General features: G+C 67.2%; 18 protein-coding genes, 2 tRNA genes and 1 riboswitch. Of the genes, 14 read left to right on the top strand and 6 right to left on the bottom strand.

Annotation, left to right across the window (positions count from 1 at the left end; all coding sequences use genetic code 11):
- From B4920_RS09400 to B4920_RS09380, 5 genes are read left to right on the top strand one after another with little or no spacing between them, the layout of a single operon-like run.
- Window positions 1-846, top strand: coding sequence for a DUF692 domain-containing protein (locus B4920_RS09400; RefSeq protein WP_079434370.1), 846 nt, complete (start codon window positions 1-3; stop codon window positions 844-846).
- Window positions 843-1,604: a DUF2063 domain-containing protein gene (locus B4920_RS09395; RefSeq protein ID WP_161493265.1), complete on the top strand. Its 762-nt coding sequence runs from the start codon at window positions 843-845 to the stop codon at window positions 1,602-1,604. Before B4920_RS09400 ends, B4920_RS09395 begins: the two co-directional genes overlap by 4 nt.
- The gene (locus tag B4920_RS09390) at window positions 1,601-2,155 is read left to right on the top strand and encodes a DoxX family protein (RefSeq protein WP_079434369.1); all 555 of its coding nucleotides are present in this window, start codon (window positions 1,601-1,603) and stop codon (window positions 2,153-2,155) included. The genes B4920_RS09395 and B4920_RS09390 overlap by 4 nt, the downstream gene beginning before the upstream one ends.
- Window positions 2,152-2,736, top strand: a complete 585-nt coding sequence (locus tag B4920_RS09385) for a sigma-70 family RNA polymerase sigma factor (RefSeq protein WP_079434368.1) — start codon at window positions 2,152-2,154, stop codon at window positions 2,734-2,736. Before B4920_RS09390 ends, B4920_RS09385 begins: the two co-directional genes overlap by 4 nt.
- Complete coding sequence (locus B4920_RS09380) at window positions 2,733-2,912, top strand: zf-HC2 domain-containing protein (RefSeq protein ID WP_079434367.1); 180 nt, start codon at window positions 2,733-2,735, stop codon at window positions 2,910-2,912. Before B4920_RS09385 ends, B4920_RS09380 begins: the two co-directional genes overlap by 4 nt.
- Before the next feature lie 85 nt (window positions 2,913-2,997).
- Here the strand turns inward: B4920_RS09380 and B4920_RS09375 are convergent, their stop codons facing one another.
- From B4920_RS09375 to B4920_RS09365, 3 genes are all read right to left on the bottom strand, one after another.
- Window positions 2,998-5,307, bottom strand: coding sequence for an acetate/propionate family kinase (locus tag B4920_RS09375; RefSeq protein ID WP_079434366.1), 2,310 nt, complete (start codon window positions 5,305-5,307; stop codon window positions 2,998-3,000).
- A 217-nt stretch (window positions 5,308-5,524) separates the two neighbouring features.
- Window positions 5,525-5,599: transfer RNA gene (locus B4920_RS09370), tRNA-Thr, on the bottom strand.
- Window positions 5,600-5,672: 73 nt separating this feature from the next.
- Window positions 5,673-5,748 (bottom strand) — tRNA-Gly (locus B4920_RS09365).
- A gap of 282 nt (window positions 5,749-6,030) precedes the next feature.
- Here B4920_RS09365 and B4920_RS29385 point away from each other — a divergent pair.
- Window positions 6,031-8,064, top strand: coding sequence for a methyl-accepting chemotaxis protein (locus tag B4920_RS29385; RefSeq protein ID WP_079434365.1), 2,034 nt, complete (start codon window positions 6,031-6,033; stop codon window positions 8,062-8,064).
- 15 nt (window positions 8,065-8,079) lie between these two features.
- Here the strand turns inward: B4920_RS29385 and B4920_RS09355 are convergent, their stop codons facing one another.
- Window positions 8,080-9,300: an MFS transporter gene (locus tag B4920_RS09355; protein WP_079434364.1), complete on the bottom strand. Its 1,221-nt coding sequence runs from the start codon at window positions 9,298-9,300 to the stop codon at window positions 8,080-8,082.
- A gap of 100 nt (window positions 9,301-9,400) precedes the next feature.
- On the opposite strand from B4920_RS09355, the gene B4920_RS09350 reads away from it, so the two are divergent.
- Both B4920_RS09350 and B4920_RS09345 read left to right on the top strand, forming a co-directional pair.
- Window positions 9,401-10,327 carry a LysR family transcriptional regulator gene (locus B4920_RS09350; RefSeq protein WP_079434363.1) on the top strand — a complete coding sequence of 309 codons (927 nt, stop codon included), beginning with the start codon at window positions 9,401-9,403 and terminating at the stop codon, window positions 10,325-10,327.
- 99 nt (window positions 10,328-10,426) lie between these two features.
- Window positions 10,427-10,984 (top strand): SRPBCC family protein, encoded by a 558-nt coding sequence (locus B4920_RS09345; protein ID WP_088179437.1) that lies wholly within the window; start codon window positions 10,427-10,429, stop codon window positions 10,982-10,984.
- A 22-nt stretch (window positions 10,985-11,006) separates the two neighbouring features.
- On the opposite strand, the gene B4920_RS09340 is transcribed toward B4920_RS09345, so the two are convergent.
- Window positions 11,007-11,729, bottom strand: coding sequence for an MgtC/SapB family protein (locus B4920_RS09340; protein ID WP_173862655.1), 723 nt, complete (start codon window positions 11,727-11,729; stop codon window positions 11,007-11,009).
- 79 nt (window positions 11,730-11,808) lie between these two features.
- Window positions 11,809-12,384, bottom strand: coding sequence for a TMEM165/GDT1 family protein (locus B4920_RS09335; RefSeq protein ID WP_079434439.1), 576 nt, complete (start codon window positions 12,382-12,384; stop codon window positions 11,809-11,811).
- 4 nt (window positions 12,385-12,388) lie between these two features.
- A riboswitch (yybP-ykoY riboswitch) is annotated at window positions 12,389-12,559 on the bottom strand.
- Window positions 12,560-12,753: 194 nt separating this feature from the next.
- Between B4920_RS09335 and B4920_RS09330 the strand changes: the two genes are divergently transcribed.
- The 6 genes from B4920_RS09330 to B4920_RS09305 all read left to right on the top strand — a co-directional run bounded on the left by B4920_RS09330 (window position 12,754) and on the right by B4920_RS09305 (window position 20,334).
- On the top strand, window positions 12,754-13,161 hold the full coding sequence (locus B4920_RS09330) for a PilZ domain-containing protein (protein ID WP_254050888.1): 408 nt from the start codon (window positions 12,754-12,756) through the stop codon (window positions 13,159-13,161).
- Between the two features lie 136 nt (window positions 13,162-13,297).
- On the top strand, window positions 13,298-14,929 hold the full coding sequence (locus tag B4920_RS09325) for an ABC-F family ATPase (RefSeq protein ID WP_079434360.1): 1,632 nt from the start codon (window positions 13,298-13,300) through the stop codon (window positions 14,927-14,929).
- A gap of 29 nt (window positions 14,930-14,958) precedes the next feature.
- Window positions 14,959-15,609, top strand: a complete 651-nt coding sequence (locus B4920_RS09320) for a hypothetical protein (protein ID WP_079434359.1) — start codon at window positions 14,959-14,961, stop codon at window positions 15,607-15,609.
- Window positions 15,610-15,638: 29 nt separating this feature from the next.
- Window positions 15,639-18,629: a hybrid sensor histidine kinase/response regulator gene (locus tag B4920_RS09315; protein WP_079434358.1), complete on the top strand. Its 2,991-nt coding sequence runs from the start codon at window positions 15,639-15,641 to the stop codon at window positions 18,627-18,629.
- A complete protein-coding gene (locus B4920_RS09310) occupies window positions 18,626-19,909 on the top strand; it encodes a hypothetical protein (RefSeq protein WP_088179432.1) in 1,284 nt (427 codons plus the stop codon). The genes B4920_RS09315 and B4920_RS09310 overlap by 4 nt, the downstream gene beginning before the upstream one ends.
- Window positions 19,910-19,917: 8 nt before the next feature.
- Window positions 19,918-20,334 carry a hypothetical protein gene (locus B4920_RS09305; protein WP_216819815.1) on the top strand — a complete coding sequence of 139 codons (417 nt, stop codon included), beginning with the start codon at window positions 19,918-19,920 and terminating at the stop codon, window positions 20,332-20,334.
- Window positions 20,335-20,430 lie beyond the last annotated feature (96 nt).

Raw genomic sequence — 20,430 nt, 5'->3', positions numbered from 1 at the left:
ATGCCAGCACGCATGCCCCACGGGGCCGGGCTCGGTTTTCGCCGCGAACTGCTGGCGGAGATGGAGGCCGGCGTGCCCGATGCGGTGGACTTTTTCGAGCTGGCGCCGGAGAACTGGGCCGCCATGGGCGGCCGTTCGGCCCGCCAGCTGCGCGCCTTCACCGAGCGTTACCCCTTTGTCTGCCACGGTCTGTCGCTGAATCTCGGCGGCCCGCAGCCCCTCGACCGGGAACTGCTGGCGCGCATCCGCGCCTTCATGGCCGAACACGGCATCGGCCTGTATACCGAGCACCTGTCCTGGTGCGGCGATGCCGGCCAGCTCTACGACCTGCTGCCGCTGCCGTGTACCGGCGAGGCGGTGCGCTGGGTTGCGGCGCGTATCCGCCAGGCCCAGGACGCGCTGGGCATGGCCATCGGCATCGAAAACGCCTCCTACTATGTGGCCCCGCCGGGCGCCGAGATGGGCGAGGCGGACTTCATCCGCGCGGTGGTGGAGGAGGCCGGCTGCCTGCTCCACCTGGACGTGAACAACATCGTGGTCAATGCCACCAACTTCGGTTTCGACCCTCACGATTTCCTGCACGCGCTGCCGCTGGAGCGCTGCTGCTACATCCATGTGGCGGGGCATGAGGTGGAGCCCGACGGATTGCGCCTCGACACCCACGGTGCCGATGTGATCGACCCGGTGTGGGCCCTGCTCGATGCCGCCTATGGGCGCACCGGGCCGCTGCCGACCTGCCTGGAGCGGGATTTCAACTTTCCGTCGCTGGCAGCGCTGGGCTCCGAGGTGGCGCAGATCGCCGCCCGCCAGGCCCGTGTGAAGTGCGCCTCCGAGGTGGCGGCGTGAACCGGCCGGGCGACCGGGCTGTACCCGCCGGGCTGCAGGCCTGGCAGAGTGCCTTCGGCCTGCGCCTGCGCCACGGCCGCCGCGCCCCCTGTCCGGCGGGGGTGCCGGCCGGGCGCATGGCGGTCTATGAGGGGCTGGTTTTCCAGCGCCTGCGCGGCTTCCTCGACCGCTGCTTTCCGGTGGCCCGGGCGACGCTGGGCGAAGCCCGGTGGACCCGCCTGTGCCGCGTCTTCCTGCGCGACTGGCCGTGCGCGACGCCGTGGTTCCGCGAGATCCCGCAGGAGTTCCTGGCCTACCTCGACAGCGGTGCCTGCCGCCAGCCGCTGCCACGCTGGTTCGGCGAACTGGCGCGCTACGAATGGGCGGAGCTGGCGGTGGATGTGATGGACGTGGCGGTGCCACCGCACCGGCCCGACGGCGACCTGCTCGACGGTGTGCCGCTGGCCAATCCGGCGCTGCTGTCGCTGGCCTTCGCGTGGCCGGTGCAGCGCATCGGGCCGGACTGCCGGCCGCGCCAGCCCGAGCCGGTCCATCTGGTCGTGTATCGGGATGTACAGGACACGGTGCGCTTCATGGCGGTGAGCCCGGCCAGCGCGCGCCTGCTGGCTTTGCTCGACGGCAGGTGCAGTGGGCGGGCGGCCCTCGAAATCCTGGCGGCGGAGCTGGGGCGTCCGGCCGACGCCGCCTTCATCGACTTCGGCCGCCACAGCCTGGCCGAGCTGCGCCTGCATGGCGTCCTGCTGGGAGAACTGACATGACGGCGCTCCGCCTTCGCGCTTCGGCCTGGCTGGCCGGCGCCCTGCTGCACCTGGACACTCTCGGCCAGTGGGCCGCGCTGCTCGGCTTGCGGGCGCTGCTGGGCTGGGAGTTCTTCGAGTCGGGGCGGGAAAAGTTCTTCGGCCACAACTGGTTCGCCGACATCCAGGAGCAGTTCCCATTTCCGTTCGACCTGGTGCCGCCGGAGATCAGCTGGCAGCTTGCGACATGGATCGAGCTGATCGGCGGCGTCGCGCTGCTGCTGGGGTTGGCGACGCGCTTCTTCTGCGTGGCGCTGGCGGTGCTGACGGTGGTGGCGATTGCTGCCGTGCATTGGCCGGCGGAGTGGGCGGGGTTCGGCGAGCTGTGGCTGGGCTATGCGATTACCGACGACGGCCACGGCAATTTCAAGTTGCCGCTGCTCTTCCTTGCTATGCTCATGCCACTGATCCTGCTCGGGCCGGGGCGGCTGAGTATGGATGCGTGGATCCGTCGGCGGTTGCTGGCCGGACCGCCAGGGAGCGCCGCCCCGCAGCTCATCCGCCAGACATGATCGACTCCGGCAATGCCGACCTTATTTCGGGCTTCCGCCCGCAGATGCTGAAATTCGCGCGTCTCCAGCTGCAGGACGAGGCGGCCGCCGACGACGCCGTGCAGGAGGCCATCGAGTCGGCGTTGATCGGCCTCGACCGCTTTGCCGGACGCTCGGCGCTGAAGACCTGGATCTTCACGATCCTGCGCCACAAGATCATCGACACCCTGCGGGAGCGCGGGCGCACGGTGCAGATTTCCAGCTTCGGGCGCGATGAGGGCGAACTCGACGAGGCCTTCGACATGCTGTTCAAGGAAAACGAGCACTGGAGTCCACAGGGGCGCCCGCAGGCGTGGGGCGACCCGGAGGAGGCGCTGGCTCAGCGCCAGTTCTGGCAGGTCTTCGAGACCTGTCTGGAAGTGCTGCCGGCGCGTACCGCGCGGGTCTTCATGATGCGCGAGTTCCTCGGCTTCGAGACCGACGAGATCTGCGCCACGCTGGTGCTGACGACCAGCAACTGCAATGTGATCCTGCACCGGGCCCGGGCGGCCCTGAGGCAGTGTCTTACCCACGGCTGGTTCGGCGCGGAGGCCCGGGCATGATGAAGTGCAAGGATGCGACCCACCTGATGTCCGAGGCGCTGGACCGCCCGCTGAGCCGCGGCGAGCGCCTGAACCTGCGCCTGCACCTGCTGTTCTGCGGCGGTTGCCGGGCTTTCCGCCAGCAGATGGATTTCCTGCGCCTGGCAAGCCGCCGCTTCCTCGAACGTAACGATTAGTGCGTCATTGCGTCCGAGGAGGTGCAGCCCCAGGTTTCCTTGCGCCCTCGGTGGACGGGCTGGGCCTAGCCCGGCCCTGGGGTGCTCAATGGCGGCTCTGGATTTCCTCGATGTAGCCGAGCATGCCGGTGCGGATGTTGGCGGCGTTGCCCTCGTCGGTGTCGATGTGCATCGCCAGCCGGTAGCTCGGGCTGACCCGCACGATCACGTCGCCGAAGATCAGCTCGCGTTCGCCCTCGACCCGCACGCGCACCACGTACTTGTCGCGCACCCGCAGGCGGCGTGCGTCTTCCGGCGTCATGTGGATGTGGCGCTGGGCGCAGATCACGCCGCGTTCGATGGTGGTGCTGCCGGCCGGGCCTTCGAGGGTGATGCCCGGGGTGTTGGCGAGGTCGCCGGATTCGCGGATCGGCGGCTGCAGGCCGACCTTGAACTGCTCGGTCATGGCGATCTCGACCTGGGTCTCCTTGCGGGTCGGGCCGAGCACGCGCACGTTGGCGATGCGCCCCTTGGGGCCGACCAGATGCACCTTCTCGGCACAGGCAAACTGGCCGGGCTGGGACAGCTCGTGTTCCGGCGTGAGCTGGTGGCCGGGGCCGAACAGTTTTTCCACGTCGGCCTGGGAGAGGTGCACGTGGTGGGCCGAGATTTCGATGGGGATCGGCATCGGCGCCTTTTCCTCGGCCTTGGCCTCGCGGATCAGCTCGTCCCTTTCGATGGCGCGCAGGGTTTCCCAGGCCACCAGGCGCTCGTCGTCGTTGTTGATGACGAGGATGGTCACCGGCGAGTCGTCGGTGGACACGATCGCGAAGTCGTCCACCTTGCCGAGGTTGCGGTTCTTTTCCTCGTCCAGCTTGATGCCCATGTAGCCGAGGCCCTGGCAGGCCAGGCTGCGCACCGCGGCGCTGGTCTCGCCGATGTCGCCGGTAAAGGCCAGCACGTCGATGCCGCCCATCGCCGCCACGTAGGCGCCGATGTTCTTGCGCACCTGGTAGCAGAAGGCCTTGTGGGCCAGCAGGGCGCGGTGGTGGCCGTTGCCGGCGGCGGTCTCGATGTCGTGGATGTTGCTGGAGATGCCGGAGATGCCCTTCAGGCCGCTCTCGGTATTGATCAGGTTGGACAGGGCCTCCGGCGACATCTGCTGGTGCTCTATCAGGTGAACTATGACGGCCGGGTCGATGCTGCCGGAGCGGCTGGGCATGATCAGCCCGTCGGTGGGCGTCATGCCCATCGAGGTGTCCACCGAGCGGCCGTGGTCGATGGCGCACAAGGAAGCGCCGATGCCCAGGTGACAGGAGACGATTTCCAGCTCGCCGAGGGGGCGCTTCAGCACCTCGGCCGACTTCAGCGACACGTAGCGGTGGGAGGTGCCGTGGAAGCCGTAGCGGCGGATGCCGTCCTGCTTGTAGAGGTCGTAGGGCAGGCCGTAGAGGTAGGCGTAGGGCGGCAGGGTCTGGTGAAAGGCGGTGTCGAAGACCGCCACGTGGGGCACGTCGGGCAGCCGCTTGAGGGCTTCGCGGATGCCGGCCACGTTCACCGGGTTGTGCAGCGGGGCGAACACCGACAGGGCCTCGATGTCGGCGATGACGGCCGGCGTGATGACCGCTGCGGCGGCGAAGCGGTTGCCGCCATGGACGACCCGGTGGCCGACCGCGCAGACCTCGTCCAGCTCGAAGGCGAAGGCGTCGCCGAGCTGGCGGGTGGAGTCCTGCATGACCTGGAGCAGCTCGGACAGCGGGAAGGGGTCGCGGGTGATGGTCTTGACCTGCGGGCCGACCATCACGCTGATGCGCGATACGTATTCGTCGGCGTTGTCGATGATGCCGTGGACGTCGGAGCCGAGGTCGCGGGTGTCGTAGATGCCGAAATGGATCTGGCTGAGGCCCACGTTGAGGGCGATCACCTTGCCCGGGCGGTCGGCGTGCAGCGACAGCACCGAGGCCGCGGAGGACTTGGCGGACACGATGTCCAGCGACATGCTGCGCATGCGCTCGAGCAGCATCCGCGACAGGTAGCCGATGGCCTTCGGGTTGGTGAGGATGTGGGTGTTGAAAGTCTCCAGCGGGATCAGCAGCACGTAGCAGCGGTTGCCGGCGATCACGTCGGCGGTGACCCGGTCGCCGGTGAGGGTGGACATCACGCCGAACACGTCGCCCGGTCCGAGCTGGGTCAGCACCGTGCGGGTGCCGGTGTTGTCGGTGATCGAGATCTCGGCGTGGCCGGTGATCAGCACGCCGAGGTACTGGCCCTCGTCGCCGGTTTCCAGAATGGCCTCGTTGCCTTCGTAGGTGGCCAGCCGGCCACTGGCCACGATTTCCTCGACCTTGTCGGCCGGGAAATGCTCGAACAGGCGTACCTGTTCCAGGAAAAAGCGTTTCAGATCGATGTCGCTCACGCTGTGTCTCGCTTGAAAGAGTGGAGCCTAATGAAAGGATAGCGACAGGATAGCCTTCCTGCTGCATTGCATCAAAGGCCAATTGCCCTGGGGGCGTGTCGCGGTTCCGCTGACAGGATAGCCGTGTCCGGCGTCAGCCGGATGACGCGGCGGGAGAAGGGCGGGGGAGGCAGAAAGCACAAAGGCCGACGCGGAGGTCGGCCTTTGTGGCAAGTGCTGGTGCTCATGGGCAGGATTGAACTGCCGACCTCTCCCTTACCAAGGGAGTGCTCTACCACTGAGCTACATGAGCCGGAACCGGCATGTCGCAGGCCAGGAGGCCCGGTGACAACGTAACGCCTGGTGAAGTGCGCTGCGCTTTTGACTGGAGCGGCAGAAGAGTCTCGAACTCTCGACCTCAACCTTGGCAAGGTTGCGCTCTACCAACTGAGCTACTGCCGCGTACTACCTGAAAACAAAGAGTCCAACCGGAAGATTGGACTCTTTGCGAAATCGGGTGGGTTGCGCATGAATCGGCAACTGCAAAAAGCGGGCGCATAGTACCAACCGGATTTGGGGTTGGCAAGTTTTTTTGTGCTTTTCGCTGCATTTCGTCGCACATGTCGGGGGGGGACGAAATGCCGGCGGGGCGGGCGATCCTCTGCACTTCTTGTCGTTCATCAATGATTGCCCATGTTCCGCGGCCGATGATGGGCCGGAATTCAACGCATCACAGGTGTCACCATGAACACGTTTCTCGCGCCGGCCGTGGCCTTTCTCAACCGTCTGGGGTTTCGCGGCAAGTTCGCGGTGATCAGCGCCTGCGTGGTCTGTGCGCTGGCCGGTCTGGGAGGCTTGTTGGGCTTCACCCTGTGGAGCCAGGTCGAGGCGACCCGTAATGAGCAGACCGGGGTCCGCGTCCTGACCCCGGCGCTGCATGCCCTGCAGGACGTGCAGCGGCATCGCGGTCTGATGACGAAGGTGCTGTCCGGGCAGGATGGGGCCAGGGCCAGGGCCAGTGCGGAGGAGGCTGCAGCCCAGGCCGCGCGCGGGATGGACCAGGTGGACGCGGTGCTGCAGGCTGCGCCGGTTCTGCAGCCGACGGCGCAGAAGTGGCGGGCCGTGCGGGAGGAGTGGGCGCGCCTGGTCGCCACCGGCGGCAGCATGGATGCCACCGCCAACCGCCTGGCGCACCGGGAGTTGATCGAGCACCTGCTGGACTACGTGGACGATGTGATCGGCGTGTCGGGCCTGCTGCTGGATACGGAAGCCGCCGGTTTCTATCTGGTGGATGCCACCTTGGCCCGCCTGCCGGACGTGATCGAGCGCATCGGCAAGATGCGGGCGATGGGCAATCAGCTGCTGACCCAGAAGACGGCGACGGACCGGGACCGGGAGGACCTGGCTGCGCTGCTGGCGGTCAGCGAGGCGCGCTACCTCAGCGTCGTCAAGGAGTTGAAGAAGGCCGGTGTGGCCCGTCCTGAGCTGGCGGCGGCGGTCGTGCGCCTGGAGAGCGAGGCGGGTCCGCAATTGAAGGCGCTGACCGTGGTCGTTCGCCAGGACATCCTGGGTGGCCGTTACGAGACCCCCGCAGCGGACTGGTTCTCGCGTACGACGGCGACTATCGACGGGCTTTACGACCACGCCTTCAAGGCGTTCATTCCCAGCCTGGAGAACCTGCTGGCGGCGCGCCAGGCACGCCTGCTGCAGACTTTCGCGGTCACGGTGGGCGTTGCGGTCGGGGTGTCGCTGCTGATCGTCTACCTGCTGGCGGCGGTGTCGTCGGCGATCGGCGGCGCGGTGGCGAGCCTGGCGGCCAGCGCCGAGCGGGTTGCCGACGGCGATCTGACGGTGAAGGTGGATCTGGCCTGCCGGGACGAACTGCAGCGGGTCGCCGGTGCCTTCAACCGCATGAGCGCGTCGATTGCCGTGCTGTTGCGCGGGGCGCGTCAGACGGCCGACGATCTGTCGACGGCGGCCGATCGCCTGGTGGCGGCATCCGGTGAGGTGGCGGCGAGCTCGTCCGGCCAGAGCGATGCGGCCTCGGCGATGGCGGCGGCCGTCGAGCAGATGACGGTGGGCATCAATCACATCGCCTCGAATGCCCAGGACGCCCAGGGCGAGGCCACCCATGCCGGCCGGCTGGCAGTGGAGGGCGGCGAAGTGGTGAGCCGGACCATCGACGACATCAACCGGATTTCCGAAGTGGTGCAGCGCACCGCCGGCATCGTCGGCAGCCTCGGCGAGCGCTCGACGCAGATCTCGGCGATCGTCGGGACGATCAAGGAGATCGCCGATCAGACCAATCTGCTGGCCCTCAACGCGGCCATCGAGGCAGCCCGTGCCGGCGAGCAGGGCCGCGGTTTTGCCGTCGTTGCCGATGAGGTACGCAAGCTGGCCGAGCGCACCGGGCAATCGACGCAGGAGATCGCCGCGATGGTCAAGGCCATCCAGGACAGCACGCAGGATGCGGTGCAGGCCATGGAGCAGGGCGTTGGCCGGGTCGGCGAGGGCGTCGAGCGGGCCGGCCAGGCCGGCGGTGCGATCGCCGAGATCCGCGACGGCTCGGGGCGGACCGTGCAGGCCATCAACGAGATCAGCGACGCCCTGCGCGAGCAGAGCGCTGCCAGTACCGAGATCGCCCGCCGGGTGGAGGGCATTGCCCAGATGGCCGAACGCAACAGCCTCAGTTCCAGCGAGACGGCCCAGACCGCTCATCAGCTGAAGGCGCTGGCCGGCCACCTGGAGCAGGACATCGACCGCTTCCGCCTGCCCTGAGCGGGGCTGCCGCCGTCAGGCGGCGGCCAGCTTGCGGGCCACCGGCGCTTCGCGGATCGGCAGATTGACCAGCGCGGCGAACACCGCCAGCGCCATGTCGGCGTACCACATCCAGCTGTAGTCGCCGAAGCGGGCCACGGCCAGGCCGCCCAGCCAGGCGCCGAGGAAGCCGCCGACCTGGTGGGACAACAGGGTCAGCCCGAACAGGGTGGCCAGATAGCGGACACCGAACAGCTTGCCGACGATGCCGGCAGTGGGGGGCACGGTGGCCAGCCAGGTGAAGCCGAGCCCGGCGGCGAACAGGTAGAAGGTCATCTCGGTATGCGGCGCCAGCAGGTACCAGCCGATCAGCGCTGCGCGCGACGCATACATCACCGCCAGCACGTGCTTGCTGCGATAACGGGAGATGCAGGCGCCGGCATACAGGCTGCCGAACACGTTTGACAGGCCGATGATCGCCAGCGACCAGCTCGCCACCGACGCGGGCAGGCCGCACAGGCTCACCTCGCCGGGCAGGTGGGTGACCAGGAAGGCGATGTGGAAGCCGCAGGTGAAGAAGCCGGCGTGCAGCAGCAGGTAGTCCCGGTTGCGCAGCGCCGTGGCGATGGCCTGGCGCAGGCTGCCGTCGGAACCCGCATCGGCGTGGTGGACCTGCGTGACCGGCCGGTTGGTGAGCTTGTTCACCAGCGGCAGCGCGCCGAGGGTCATCACCGCCAGCGACCACATGGCCCCCATCCAGCCGAGGGCCTGGATCAGGCCCTGCAGCACCGGTGCGAAAACGAACTGGCCGAAGGAACCGCCGGCATTGATGACCCCGGATGCCGCGCCGCGGGCCTCGGCCGGCATGCGCTGGGCGGCGGCGCCGATCAGCACCGAGAAACTGCCGGCCCCGGAGCCCATCGCCGACAGCAGGCCGAGGGTCAGCACCAGACCGAAGGCGGAATCCACGAAGGGCGTCAGCGCGCTGCCGACGGCCAGCAGCAGCACGCCGCCGATCAGCACCGGGCGCGGCCCGTAGCGGTCGGCGATGGCGCCGGCAACCGGTTGGATGGCGCCCCAGCTGAACTGCCCGATCGCCAGCGCCAGGCTGATGGTGGCGATACCCAGGCCGGTGGAGGTGTTGAGCGGGCTGACGAACAGCCCGATGGACTGGCGGGCGCCCATGGTGACCAGCAGGATGCCGGCTGCCGCCAGGGTGGTGAGCAGGACATCGGGCTTGCGTAAGCTATGGAACATGATGGCGATCCGGATGAGCGGGGATGACTCGACTATAGGTTTTGCATGCGTGCTGAAAAAGACGATAATTGGCTTCGTTGCGTCAACGAATCATTGACAAATGCGCTGGCTGGCCAGTTGGGAGAGTTTCGTCCGCGTCGTCGAGGAGGGCAGCATGGCTGCCGCCGCACGCCGCCTGGACTGCACGCGGGCCCAGGTCAGCAAGCAGATCGGCGAGCTGGAGCAGGCCTTCGGCGTGCGTCTGTTCGAGCGTTCCACCCGCAAGCTGGTGTTGACGCCATCCGGTGAGATCTTCTACCGCCATGCTTTGCAGGCCCTCGACGCGGTGGATGGCGCCGATCTGGCCGTGCGCAATGTGGACCAGGTGCCGCGCGGCGTGTTGCGCATCGGCGCCTCGACGGTGTTCGGACGCCAATGCGTGGCGCCCTTCGTGCCGCGGTTGCTGGCGCGTTATCCGGAGCTGGAGTGCGAGCTGATCCTCAGCGACGAGCAGGTCGATCTCGCCGATGCGCGCATCGACCTGGCCCTGCGCATGACCAAGTCGCCGCCGGAGGATGCGGTGTCGCGCCTGCTGCTGGTGTTGCGGCGGGTGATCTGCGCGTCGCCGGCCTACCTGGCCGCTCATGGCCGGCCACTGCGGCCGGACGACCTGGCGGCGCACCAGTGCTTCAGCCACCTGCTCAGCGACGGCGGCGTGTGGCGTCTGCGGGACGGTCGGGGGGATGAAGTCAGTCTGGCGGTGCATAGCCGCCTGCGCTTCAACGACATCGGCAGCACGCTGGATGCGGTGCGTGCCGACCAGGGCATCGCGATCCTGCCGACCTATCTGTGCGGCGACGCACTGGCGCGGGCTGAGCTGGAAACGCTGCTCGATGCCTACGAGCCGCAAGTGGATTTCGGTCGCAATCTGTACGCCTGCTACCTGCCGAGCCGCGGGCGGTTGCCGGCGGTGCGGGCTTTTCTGGGCGAGTTTCAGGCCTGGCTGAGTCCCGAGCCGCCGTGGGAGCGTTACGGCCGGGGGCGCTGACGGCTGCTGCAATGAGTATGCTGCTGGCAAGGCGGCTGACAGCTTGGGGTGGCAGACTGCGGCCAGTCGTCGCAAACTGTCCGTGTCATGCCGCACCTGATGAATCGTCTCCTTCCCTTCGTCCCGGGCCTCGTCCTGCTGGCCACGTCGCCTGCGGTTCTGGCCGCAGGGCCGGCCGTGCTCGACCAGGATGTGCGGGTGGCGCGTGCTGACGGCGGTTTCGTCGTCGATGTGGTGATGCATGCTCCGGTGAGGCCGGCCCAGGCCTGGGCCGTGCTGACCGACTTCGAACACATGGCGTCCTTCGTGCCCAACCTGAAGATCAGCCGTGTCCTCGAACGCAGCGACAGCGTGCTCAAGGTGCAGCAGCAGGGCGTGGCGCGCTACGGCTTGTTCTCGGCGAGCTTCGAGTCCCTGCGGGAAATCCGCCTGACGCCTTACAGCGAGATCCGCGCCCACGGCCTGGGCGGCAACATCCAGCGCATGGAGAGCCTGATGCGCCTGGAGCCGGAGGGCAATGGCACCCGCCTGAGCTATCACGCCGAGGCCCTGCCGGGTTTCTGGTTCCCGCCGATGATCGGCCCGGCGCTGGTGCGCCACGAAACGGCCGAGCAGTTCTCGGCGATGCTCGAGGAGATGCAGCGCCGCAGGGAGTGACCCGGGTGGTCGATCAGGCAGGCTATTCGGTGGTGCTGGGGCTCCAGAAAGCCTGGCTGATGCCGGGCTGTTCGGCCAGCCGGCGGGTCAGCCGGTCCAGCTCGTCGCCATCCACGGCGGTGGCCATCAGGACTGCCTCGATTTCCACCGCATCGTCGCCGAAGGCGTGTACCACGAGGTCGCGGGCCGTGTGGTCGGCCGCCTCGAGCGCCGCTTCGAGCAGGTGCAGGGCTTCCTTCTGGCGCTCGCGGGGGGCGATTACATAAACGGTGTTGGTGACCTCCACTGCGAGGGTGTCGATGGGCTCCCGGTTGATGCGGTCCACCACCGGTCGCAGCAGTGTGTTGGCGGCCAGTACGAACAGGGCGCCGAGGACGGCTTCGGGTAGCAGGTCGGCACCGGCGCAGGCCCCGACTGCTGCAGAGCCCCACAGCGTGGCGGCAGTGTTGAGGCCGCGCACGTTGCCTTCCTCGCGCATGATCACGCCGGCGCCGAGAAAACCGATCCCCGATACGACGTAGGCCACCACGTGTTCGGCGCCCTCATGGCCGCCCAGGTGGTTGGCCATGTCCACGAAGATTGCCGCACCCACCGCGACCAGCACATTGGTGCGTAGGCCAGCCGTGCGCTGCCGGTACTGGCGCTCGTAGCCGATCAGGCCGCCGAGCGCGAAGGCTGTTACCAGGCTGAGCAGGGTGTCCAGTAGGGACACGAGGTTGATGTTTTCAATGGCTTGCAGGGTCATGTTTCCGTCTCCGAACGACTGGCGGGCGTACCCGCCATGGGAGAAAGGTAGAGGCTCCGCGTTACGCGGCTCGTGGGGTTCAGAAGCCCAGGCTTTCGCCGGCACCGAGCAGGGTGGCGACGCCGAGGATCGCGAAGATCGCCGCAGCGATGCCATGCACCAGGCGCACCGGGATCGCATGGGCGATGCGGTCGCCGAGCAGCACCGCCGGCACATTGGCGATCATCATGCCGAGGGTGGTGCCGGCCACGACGACGGCCAGGTTCTGGTACTGGGCGGCCAGCGCGATGGTCGCCACCTGGGTCTTGTCGCCCATCTCGGCGAGGAAGAAGGCCACCAGCGTGGTGCCGAAGACGCCGAAGTGGGCCAGTTTGGCGTCCTCCTCGTCGAACTTGTCGGGGATCAGTGTCCAGATCGCCATCGCGACGAAGGACACGCCGAGGACCCAGCGCAGAGTGGTCGGCCCGAGAAGGGTCGTGACCCAGGTGCCGACGGCACCGGCGAAACCGTGATTGACCAGCGTGGCGACGAGGATGCCGATGATGATCGGCACCGGTTTGCGGAACTTGGCGGCCAGGATGAAGGCCAGCAGCTGGGTCTTGTCGCCGATTTCGGCGAGGGCGACGATGCCCGTGGAGACGAGGAAAGCTTCCATGTGAAATCCCTTGGCCGGATACAGACGAATGACCACGCGCCTCTCCGGCCAAATCCGGAGGCGGGTGGTCAAAGGTCTTGCCAAGTTCGGGACCGCCTGCGCCATGGCCGCATGGCCAAGTATGTTGACGCAGGCCCTTTCGAAAGAAAGGAGGCTACTCCCCAATGACGGCGGCGATGCTACGCGAGGCGGGGGAGCCTGTCCATCCGCAACGGAAGGAGGCCCCAGTCGTTCTCGGAGGCGGCTGGTTGCGGATATTCCGATTTCAAACGGCAATGGGATGAAGCTATGGGAGAGGAATGGGATGGGGATAGAATCGAGGCCTTGGATTTCTGGAGCGGAAGGGTTGGGTCGATGGCGGAGGATGGATTGGATGCAGGACAACATGCGGAGCGTCGCAAGCGTCAGCGTTTCGTGGCGCGGCGTGGGGGCAGTACCTGCTTCTGGGTTTCGATCGATGGACTCCGGCTGCCGCTGAACGATTTGTCCCTGGAAGGCTTCGGCGTGCCGGCGAACGCACGGCCGGCGGCGCCGCGCAGCTTTCCCTTCGTGCTGCACCTGGACGGCATCCCCGATCAGATCCGTGGTGAGGCGACGACGGTGAACTTCCTCGCCGCTCCCGAGGGCGGGCAGCTCGGTTGCCGCTTCACGTCCTTCGAAGACGATGGCGCCCTGCGCCTGCACGACTGGCTGACCGTGCATGTGATTGCCACCGCCTCGGTGCGCATTTCGGAGCAGGAGGCGGCGGCCATCGTCGCCGGTCCCTCGCTGGTCTGAGCGCCAGGGCGAGATATTTGCCCAGGTACTTGAAACATCGGTAAAATTTGCAGCAGCTTCGCCGGCCGCTGGCCGGCGTTTTCCTTTTCCGTTTTGCTGTCTGCCGCGCCTGCGGCGGACTCAGGGAATACCTGCCGTGCTCATCGCCAATAACATCACCATGCAGTTCGGGGCCAAGCCCCTGTTCGAGAACGTCTCCGTCAAGTTCGGCGACGGCAACCGCTACGGCCTGATCGGCGCCAACGGCGCCGGCAAGTCCACCTTCATGAAGATCCTGGCCGGGGTGCTCGAACCGACCGCCGGCAACGTCGCCATCGACAGCGGCGAGCGCATGGCTTTCCTGAAGCAGGACCAGTTCGCCTATGAAGACGTGCGGGTGATCGACGTGGTGATGATGGGGCATGCCGAGATGTGGGCGTGCATGCAGGAGAAGGACGCCATCTACGCCAACCCGGAAGCCACCGAAGATGACTACATGAAGGCGGCCGAGCTGGAAGGCCACTTCGCCGAGTACGACGGCTACACCGCCGAGGCTCGTGCCGGCGAGCTGCTGCACGGCGTCGGCATCCCCACCGAGCAGCACAACGGCCCGATGCGCGAAGTCGCTCCTGGCTGGAAGCTGCGGGTGCTGCTGGCCCAGGCCCTGTTCGCCAACCCGGACATCCTGCTGCTCGACGAACCGACCAACAACCTCGACATCAACACCATCCGCTGGCTGGAGAACGTGCTCAACGAGCGCAACTCCACGATGATCATCATCTCCCACGACCGGCACTTCCTGAACCAGGTGTGCACCCACATGGCCGACCTCGACTACGGCCGCATCCAGGTCTGGCCGGGCACCTGGGACGACTACATCGAGGCCTCCACCCAGGCCCGTGAGCGCCAGTCGGCGGCCAACCAGAAGGCCAAGGAAAAGGTCCAGGAGCTGCAGGAGTTCGTGCGCCGCTTCTCGGCCAACAAGTCCAAGGCCCGCCAGGCGACCAGTCGCGCCAAGCAGATCGAGAAGATCAAGATCGACGAATTCAAGCCGTCCAGCCGCCAGTACCCGTGGATCCGCTTCGACTACGACGAGAAGGAGAAGCTGCACCGCCAGGCCGTCGAGATCGAGAACCTCACCTTTGGCTACGATCCGGCCAAGCCGATCATCAAGAACTTCACCTTCACCGCCGACGCCAACGACCGCATCGCCATCATCGGCGAGAACGGCATCGGCAAGACGACGCTGCTGAAGCTGCTGGTCGGTTCCGAGCTGCATGGCCTGACGCCCCAGTTCGGCACCATCAAGTGGGCCGAGAAGGCCAAGCTCGGTTACTACGCCCAGGACCACGCCGACGACTTCGCCAGCGGCGAAAACCTTACCGACTGGATCAGCGGCTACGTGCGCGAGGGCGGCTACGAGGGCGACGACGCCGAAACCCTGATCCGCGGTACGCTGGGACGCCTGCTGTTCAAGGGCGACGACGTGAAGAAGTCGGTCAAGGTGATCTCGGGCGGCGAACAGGGCCGCATGCTGTTCGGCAAGCTGATGCTGCAGCGCAAGAATGTGTTGCTCCTCGACGAACCGACGAACCACATGGACATGGAGTCCATCGAGTCCCTCAACTCGGGCATTGCGGACTTCTCGGGCACGCTGTTCTTCGTGTCCCACGACCGCGCCTTCGTGTCCTCCATCGCCACCCGCATCCTCGAGATCCGCGGGCCGGGCGAGATCATCGACTACCGCGGAACCTACGAGGAATACCTGGCCAGCCAGGGCATCGAATAAGCAACGCGGGCCACGCGCGGGTTTCCGGCATGCACTCCGCCTCGCGTCTGGCCTTGCTGATCGTCGTCACCATTGTCGGTGGCCTGCTGGCGGACAGTCGTGCCGGCAGCTGGGGCCAGCCGCTGGTCAGCGTGTGGGTGTGGGGGCTGTTCGGCTGGCTGCTGTGGCGTGAACGGGACCTGCGGCCACGCCTCGTCGCCTGTCTGCTGATCGCCACCGGCGGGGAGGCGGTGCTGTCCCTGTGGTGGGGGCTGTACGACTACCGCCTCGGCAATCTGCCGCTGTTCGTGCCGCCGGGCCATGTCCTGCTGTACTGGTTGGGCCTCCATCTCGCGGTTCGCCTGCCTGCCTGGCTGCTGAACTGGGGGCCGCGGCTGGCGGTGGTGGCCGTATCGGCGCTGGCCCTGGCTGAGCTGGACTGGTTGGGGCCGCCGCTGCTGCTGCTGTTCCTGCTGTGCGTGCGCCGCGGTCCGGCGCCGCCGCTGTACGTGACGATGTTCCTGCTGTCGCTGCTGATGGAGCTGTGGGGAACCTGGCTGGGCTGCTGGAGCTGGCGTGCTTTCGCACCCGGCCTGGGCTGGCCGGTGGCCAATCCGCCGCTGGCCGCCGGCGCCTTTTATTGCGTTCTCGATCTGCTCAGCGATGCCGTGCAACCCCGCCGGCGTTTGCGTACGGCATAATCCGGATCGTTATCCGTTTGCGCCCATGCATGAAGCTCAGCAAGCTTTCCCTCCTGTTCTCGGCTGCACTGCTGTTGATCGTCGGCATCAATGGCTCGATCTCCATGCTCGTGCTGCGTGCCTTCGACCAGGCTCAAGCCGTCCAGGATCATCGCGTCGAAGCCCTGCGGGTGGTCGAGGAGCTGCGCCGCGAGACGGATACCCTGTCGCGCCTCGTGCGCGCCTATGCGGCGACCGGCGAAACCCGTTACCTCACCTACTATTACGCGATCCTGGCCATCCGTGAGGGTGAGGCGCCGGCCATTCAGGACGATGACGGTGCCACCTTCTGGGACCGGGTGATCGCCGGCCAGGCCCGTTTCGTACCCGGAGGATTCGGGCCGCGCCTGTCGATGCGTTCCCGCATGGTGGCACTCGGTTTCCAGGGGCCGGAACTTGCGGCGCTGGAAAAGGTACTGGCTGAAACGGAAGCCTTGAAAGCCATCGAGCAGGTGGCCTTTGCGGCGACGCAGGGGCTGTATGACCCCGGCACCCGGATGATCGTCTCGGAGGGAGTGCCACAGCCCGAAGTGGCCATGAAGCTGGTATTCGGGCGGGACTACGACCGCCAGCGGCTCCGCGTGGCGACGGCGGTTACCGATCTGATGCAGCGCGTTGACCAGCGTACCGGAAGCGAAGTCACCGAGGCCCGCAACCGGCTGGGTGCCTGGATCATCGCGTCGGTGGTCAGCATGGGCATGACGGCGCTGCTGGTCCTGCTGGCCTTCCGGACCACCCACCGGAGAGTCCTGCGGCCCCTGGCCGACATGTGCGCCCTGACCGGCCAGCTGGCCCGCGGTCAATACGACGTGCGGCTCGGCGGCGAAGACGGGGTCGAGGAGGTGCAGGCGTTGAGCACGACCCTCAATTCGATGGCCCGCGCCATCGAAACCGATATCCGCGAGCGCGAGGCGATCGGCCGCGAACTGCAGGAGGCCCGCGCCCGCGCCGAGCAGGCCACGCAGGCCAAGTCGATGTTCCTTGCCAATATGAGCCACGAGATCCGCACGCCCCTCAACGCGGTGATCGGCATGGCCGAGCTGATCCTGCACAGCCGCCTGCTGCCGCGCCAGCGCGAGTACGCCGAAAAGATCCGCAGTGCCGGCCGCTCCTTGCTCGATACTCTCAACGACATTCTCGACTTCTCCAAGATCGAGGCCGGTCGCCTGGAGCTGGAGGACATTCCGTTCCGCCTCGAGCAGGTGGTCGCCGATGCCCTGCAGCTGGTCGAGGGGGCCGCGCGTGAGAAGGGCGTGGAGCTGATCTTCGAGGCGCGCTCCGGCTGCATGCAGGCGCTCGACGCGCCGCTGATCGGCGATCCGCTGCGCATCGGCCAGATCCTGGGCAATCTGCTCTCCAATGCCGTCAAGTTCACTCCGGCCGGGCATGTCTCCCTGCGTGTCGGGGCTGAACCCCCCGGCGACGGGGTCCTGCTGCTCAGCTTCAGCGTCGAGGACACCGGTATCGGCATGCGCGCCGGGCAGATCGAGCACCTGTTCGAGGATTTCGTCCAGGCCGACGGCGCCACCACCCGCCAGTACGGCGGCACCGGCCTGGGCCTGGCCATCGTGCGTCGCCTGGTGGAGGCGATGGGCGGCGAAGTGCGGGTCAGCAGCGAACCCCGGCGCGGCAGCGTCTTCCATGTACGCCTGCCGCTGGTGCTTGGCGATGTCCACCAGAGCGCACCGGCGGCACTGCTGCCGTGGGACGGGTTGCGTGTGCTGGTGGCCGACGACTACCCGGACGTGCGGTTGTCCCTGATCGATCTGCTGAATCTGCAGGGCATCGAGGAGGTGGATGCGGCGACCAGCGGTGCCGAGGTGCTCGAATGCCTGCAGGCGGCCCGCCGGGAGGCTGCGCCCTACGATCTGCTGTTCCTCGACTGGACGCTGCCCGACCGGGATGGCGGCGCCCTGCTGGAGTGGTTGCGCGCCCGGCCGGAACTGGCGCCCCGGCATATCGCACTGATGTCGATGCCCCGCGCGCTGGATGCGCACATTCACGCGATCTTTCCGGACGGCCTGCACTTCTGCGAGAAGCCCTTGCTGCCTGCCGCGCTGAAACGTCTCGGCGACGTGATTTTCGGCCGCAGCGAGGCGATGCACGGCGAGAAGAGCCCGGAGGCCGGCTCGCTGGATGGCATGCGCGTGTTGCTGGTCGAGGACAACTCCACCAGTCGCGACGTGGCCGTCGCGCTGATGGGCCGCTGGGGCGTGGAGGCGGACAGTGCCGCCGACGGCCGCGATGCGCTGGCCCAGCTGGCCGCCCAGCCTGCCGATTGTTATGACCTGGTGTTCATGGACCTGCAGATGCCGATGATGGATGGTTACGAGGCGGTACGCCGCATCCGGGTGCAGCCCGCCTTCGACGGCCTGCCGATCTATGCCCTGTCGGCCCACAGCGGACGCAGCGTATTGACCCGCTGTCTGGCGGTCGGCATGAACGGTTGCCTGGCCAAGCCTTATGAGCCCAGCTCGCTCTATGCCGTGCTGCGCAAACATCACCATGGCCCGGCGCGGCCTGCTCCGGCACCGCTGTTCCAGTCCGGACGGGAGGCCGTGACAGGGTTGGCCGGCATTCCCGGCATCGATCCGCTGTGTGCGATCAACGACACCGGGGTCAGCCCGAGCTTGTACCCCCGCCTGCTGGCCAAATTTCGCGATCAGTTCGCCGACGGTCCCCAGCGTCTGCGCGCCGACGTCGAAAGCCGGGCCTGGGAGCGGGTCGTACCCTTTGCGCATACCCTCAAGGGGCGGGCCGGTCTGCTGGGCATGAGCGAGATTTCCGCCATCGCCGGACGCCTGGAGACGGCCGCGCGGGCCCGTGACAGCGGGCGGGCGCGGGCGGCACTCCGATCCCTGGAGGAACAACTGCGGCCGATCGTCGAGGGGCTGGGCCGGGTCCTGCCAGCCGATGCTGCTACCGATTCCCTTCCCGCGTCGCCTACTGCCGGCGCGGATGTGCCGGAGCTGATTCAATGAAGCGTCTGTTGCCGATTATTGCCGGATGTGCCGTATTCGCGGCGTCGCTACCCGCTGCCGCCCAGGAGTTCAGCCTGTCCGGCTTCGGCACGGTGGGGTATGCCCAGTCCAATCGCTCGTACCGCTACCAGCGCTTCATCGACAGCGGCGGCACCTTCCAGCGGGATTCGCGCCTTGGGGTGCAGCTCGATGCAAGCCTGACGCCGGCCTGGAGCGCTACCGTGCAAGCCACCCTCGCACCGGCGCCGGACAATGACCGGAACTGGGAGCTGGCTCTGCCCTGGGCTTTCCTGTCCTGGCGACCGGACAACGACTGGTTGGTGCGGGCCGGCAAGCTGCGCCTGCCGCTGCTCCGGTTCTCGGAAACCCTGGATGTGGGCACCACTTTCAATTTTGCCCGCCTGCCGGTCGAGGTCTATTCGCTGGCCCCTACCGCCGACGTGACCGGCATGGCCGTGGCGCGCAGCTGGCTGGGGGAGGAGAGGGACGTGAGCCTGGAGGGCTATCTGGGGTCCGCCGAATCCTACTGGCGCTTCTTCCGGCGCGATGCGATTCCCGGGTCGCGCCCTCGCGGGGCCTGGTTCGAGCACATCGAAATGTGGCTGACCGGCGTGCTGCTGACGGTGCGGGAGGGGGACAACCGGCTGCGCCTCAGCGTTCATCGCGGTGACGTGAAGCGCGCCGATGCCCCGATCCCGGTGACCTATCCCTTCGTGCCGGTGGCGGGCGGAGTGGGCTACTACCAGGTCACCGACGTGCTGCCTGGCCCCGGTGTGCCGACCGTCGAGCGGGTGCTGAACTACACCTTCACGGCCAGCGCCGAATTTGCCCTGCCCCACGACTTCACGTTGACCGGCGAGGCGGTACGCCGGCGGGTCACGCGGGCTACCCTCGGCACCGATTCGTGGGCGGCCTACGTGGCCTTGCAACGGCGCATCGGGGCGTGGACGCCCTATGTCTACGCGGCGCGGATACTGTCGTCGTCAGCCTCCAGACGGCTCTACTCCGACGTGAACGGCAACATGCTGCCGGTCACGTCTGCCGGTGCGGAGCTCCTCAACCTCACTCAGCGGGCCGGGGTCGATTCCCTCAACGTCTTCGACCAGTGCTCGGTCGCGGTGGGGACATCCTACACACTGACGCCGCAGCAGAAGCTGAAGGTCGAGTGGCTGCACAGCCGTACTGGCAGCGCGTCGGATTTTCTCGATGCGCCGGCCGGCGAGAACAATGGACATCGTGCAGTGGATGTCCTGTCCTTGTCCTACAGCTTCACCTTCTGAGGCGCGTCATGGGAATCCGTGGTGCCGGCCTGATCCTGTTCCTGTGGGGGTGCCTGACGGCAGGCCATGCGCATGCCGGCGATGTGGTGGTGATCGCACATCCCTCGGTGCCACGTCTGGATGGCGTGACGGTCGAGCGCATCTACACCGGCAAGGTGGTGGAAGTGGGCGGCGTGCGCGTGATGCCCTTCGACCTCGCGACGGGGCATCCCCTGCGGGGGCGTTTCCTGGTCCGCTGGCTGGACCGGGACGAGGAGCGCTATCTCGCCTACTGGACCGTGCGCCGCTACGTGGGCAAGGGCGTGCCGCCATCCCAGGTGCCGACCACTGCCGAGATGATCCGGCTGGTCAGCGGAACGCCCGGCGCGGTCGGGTACGTGGACGAGGCCGACGTGAAGCCCGGCGTGAACGTGCTCGTGCGCTGAGCGGCGCGCCCCACCTGGCGCTCAATCTGGTGCCAAGGCTGGATTCGATCACGGGAGTGCGGCGCTGTGGGCGCTAAAATTGGAATGTGCCCAGTG

Origin of the sequence: Zoogloea sp. LCSB751, assembly GCF_002028455.1 — a bacterium.
Classification (GTDB): domain Bacteria; phylum Pseudomonadota; class Gammaproteobacteria; order Burkholderiales; family Rhodocyclaceae; genus Zoogloea.
This window is presented reverse-complemented; position numbering and strand designations above follow the sequence as displayed.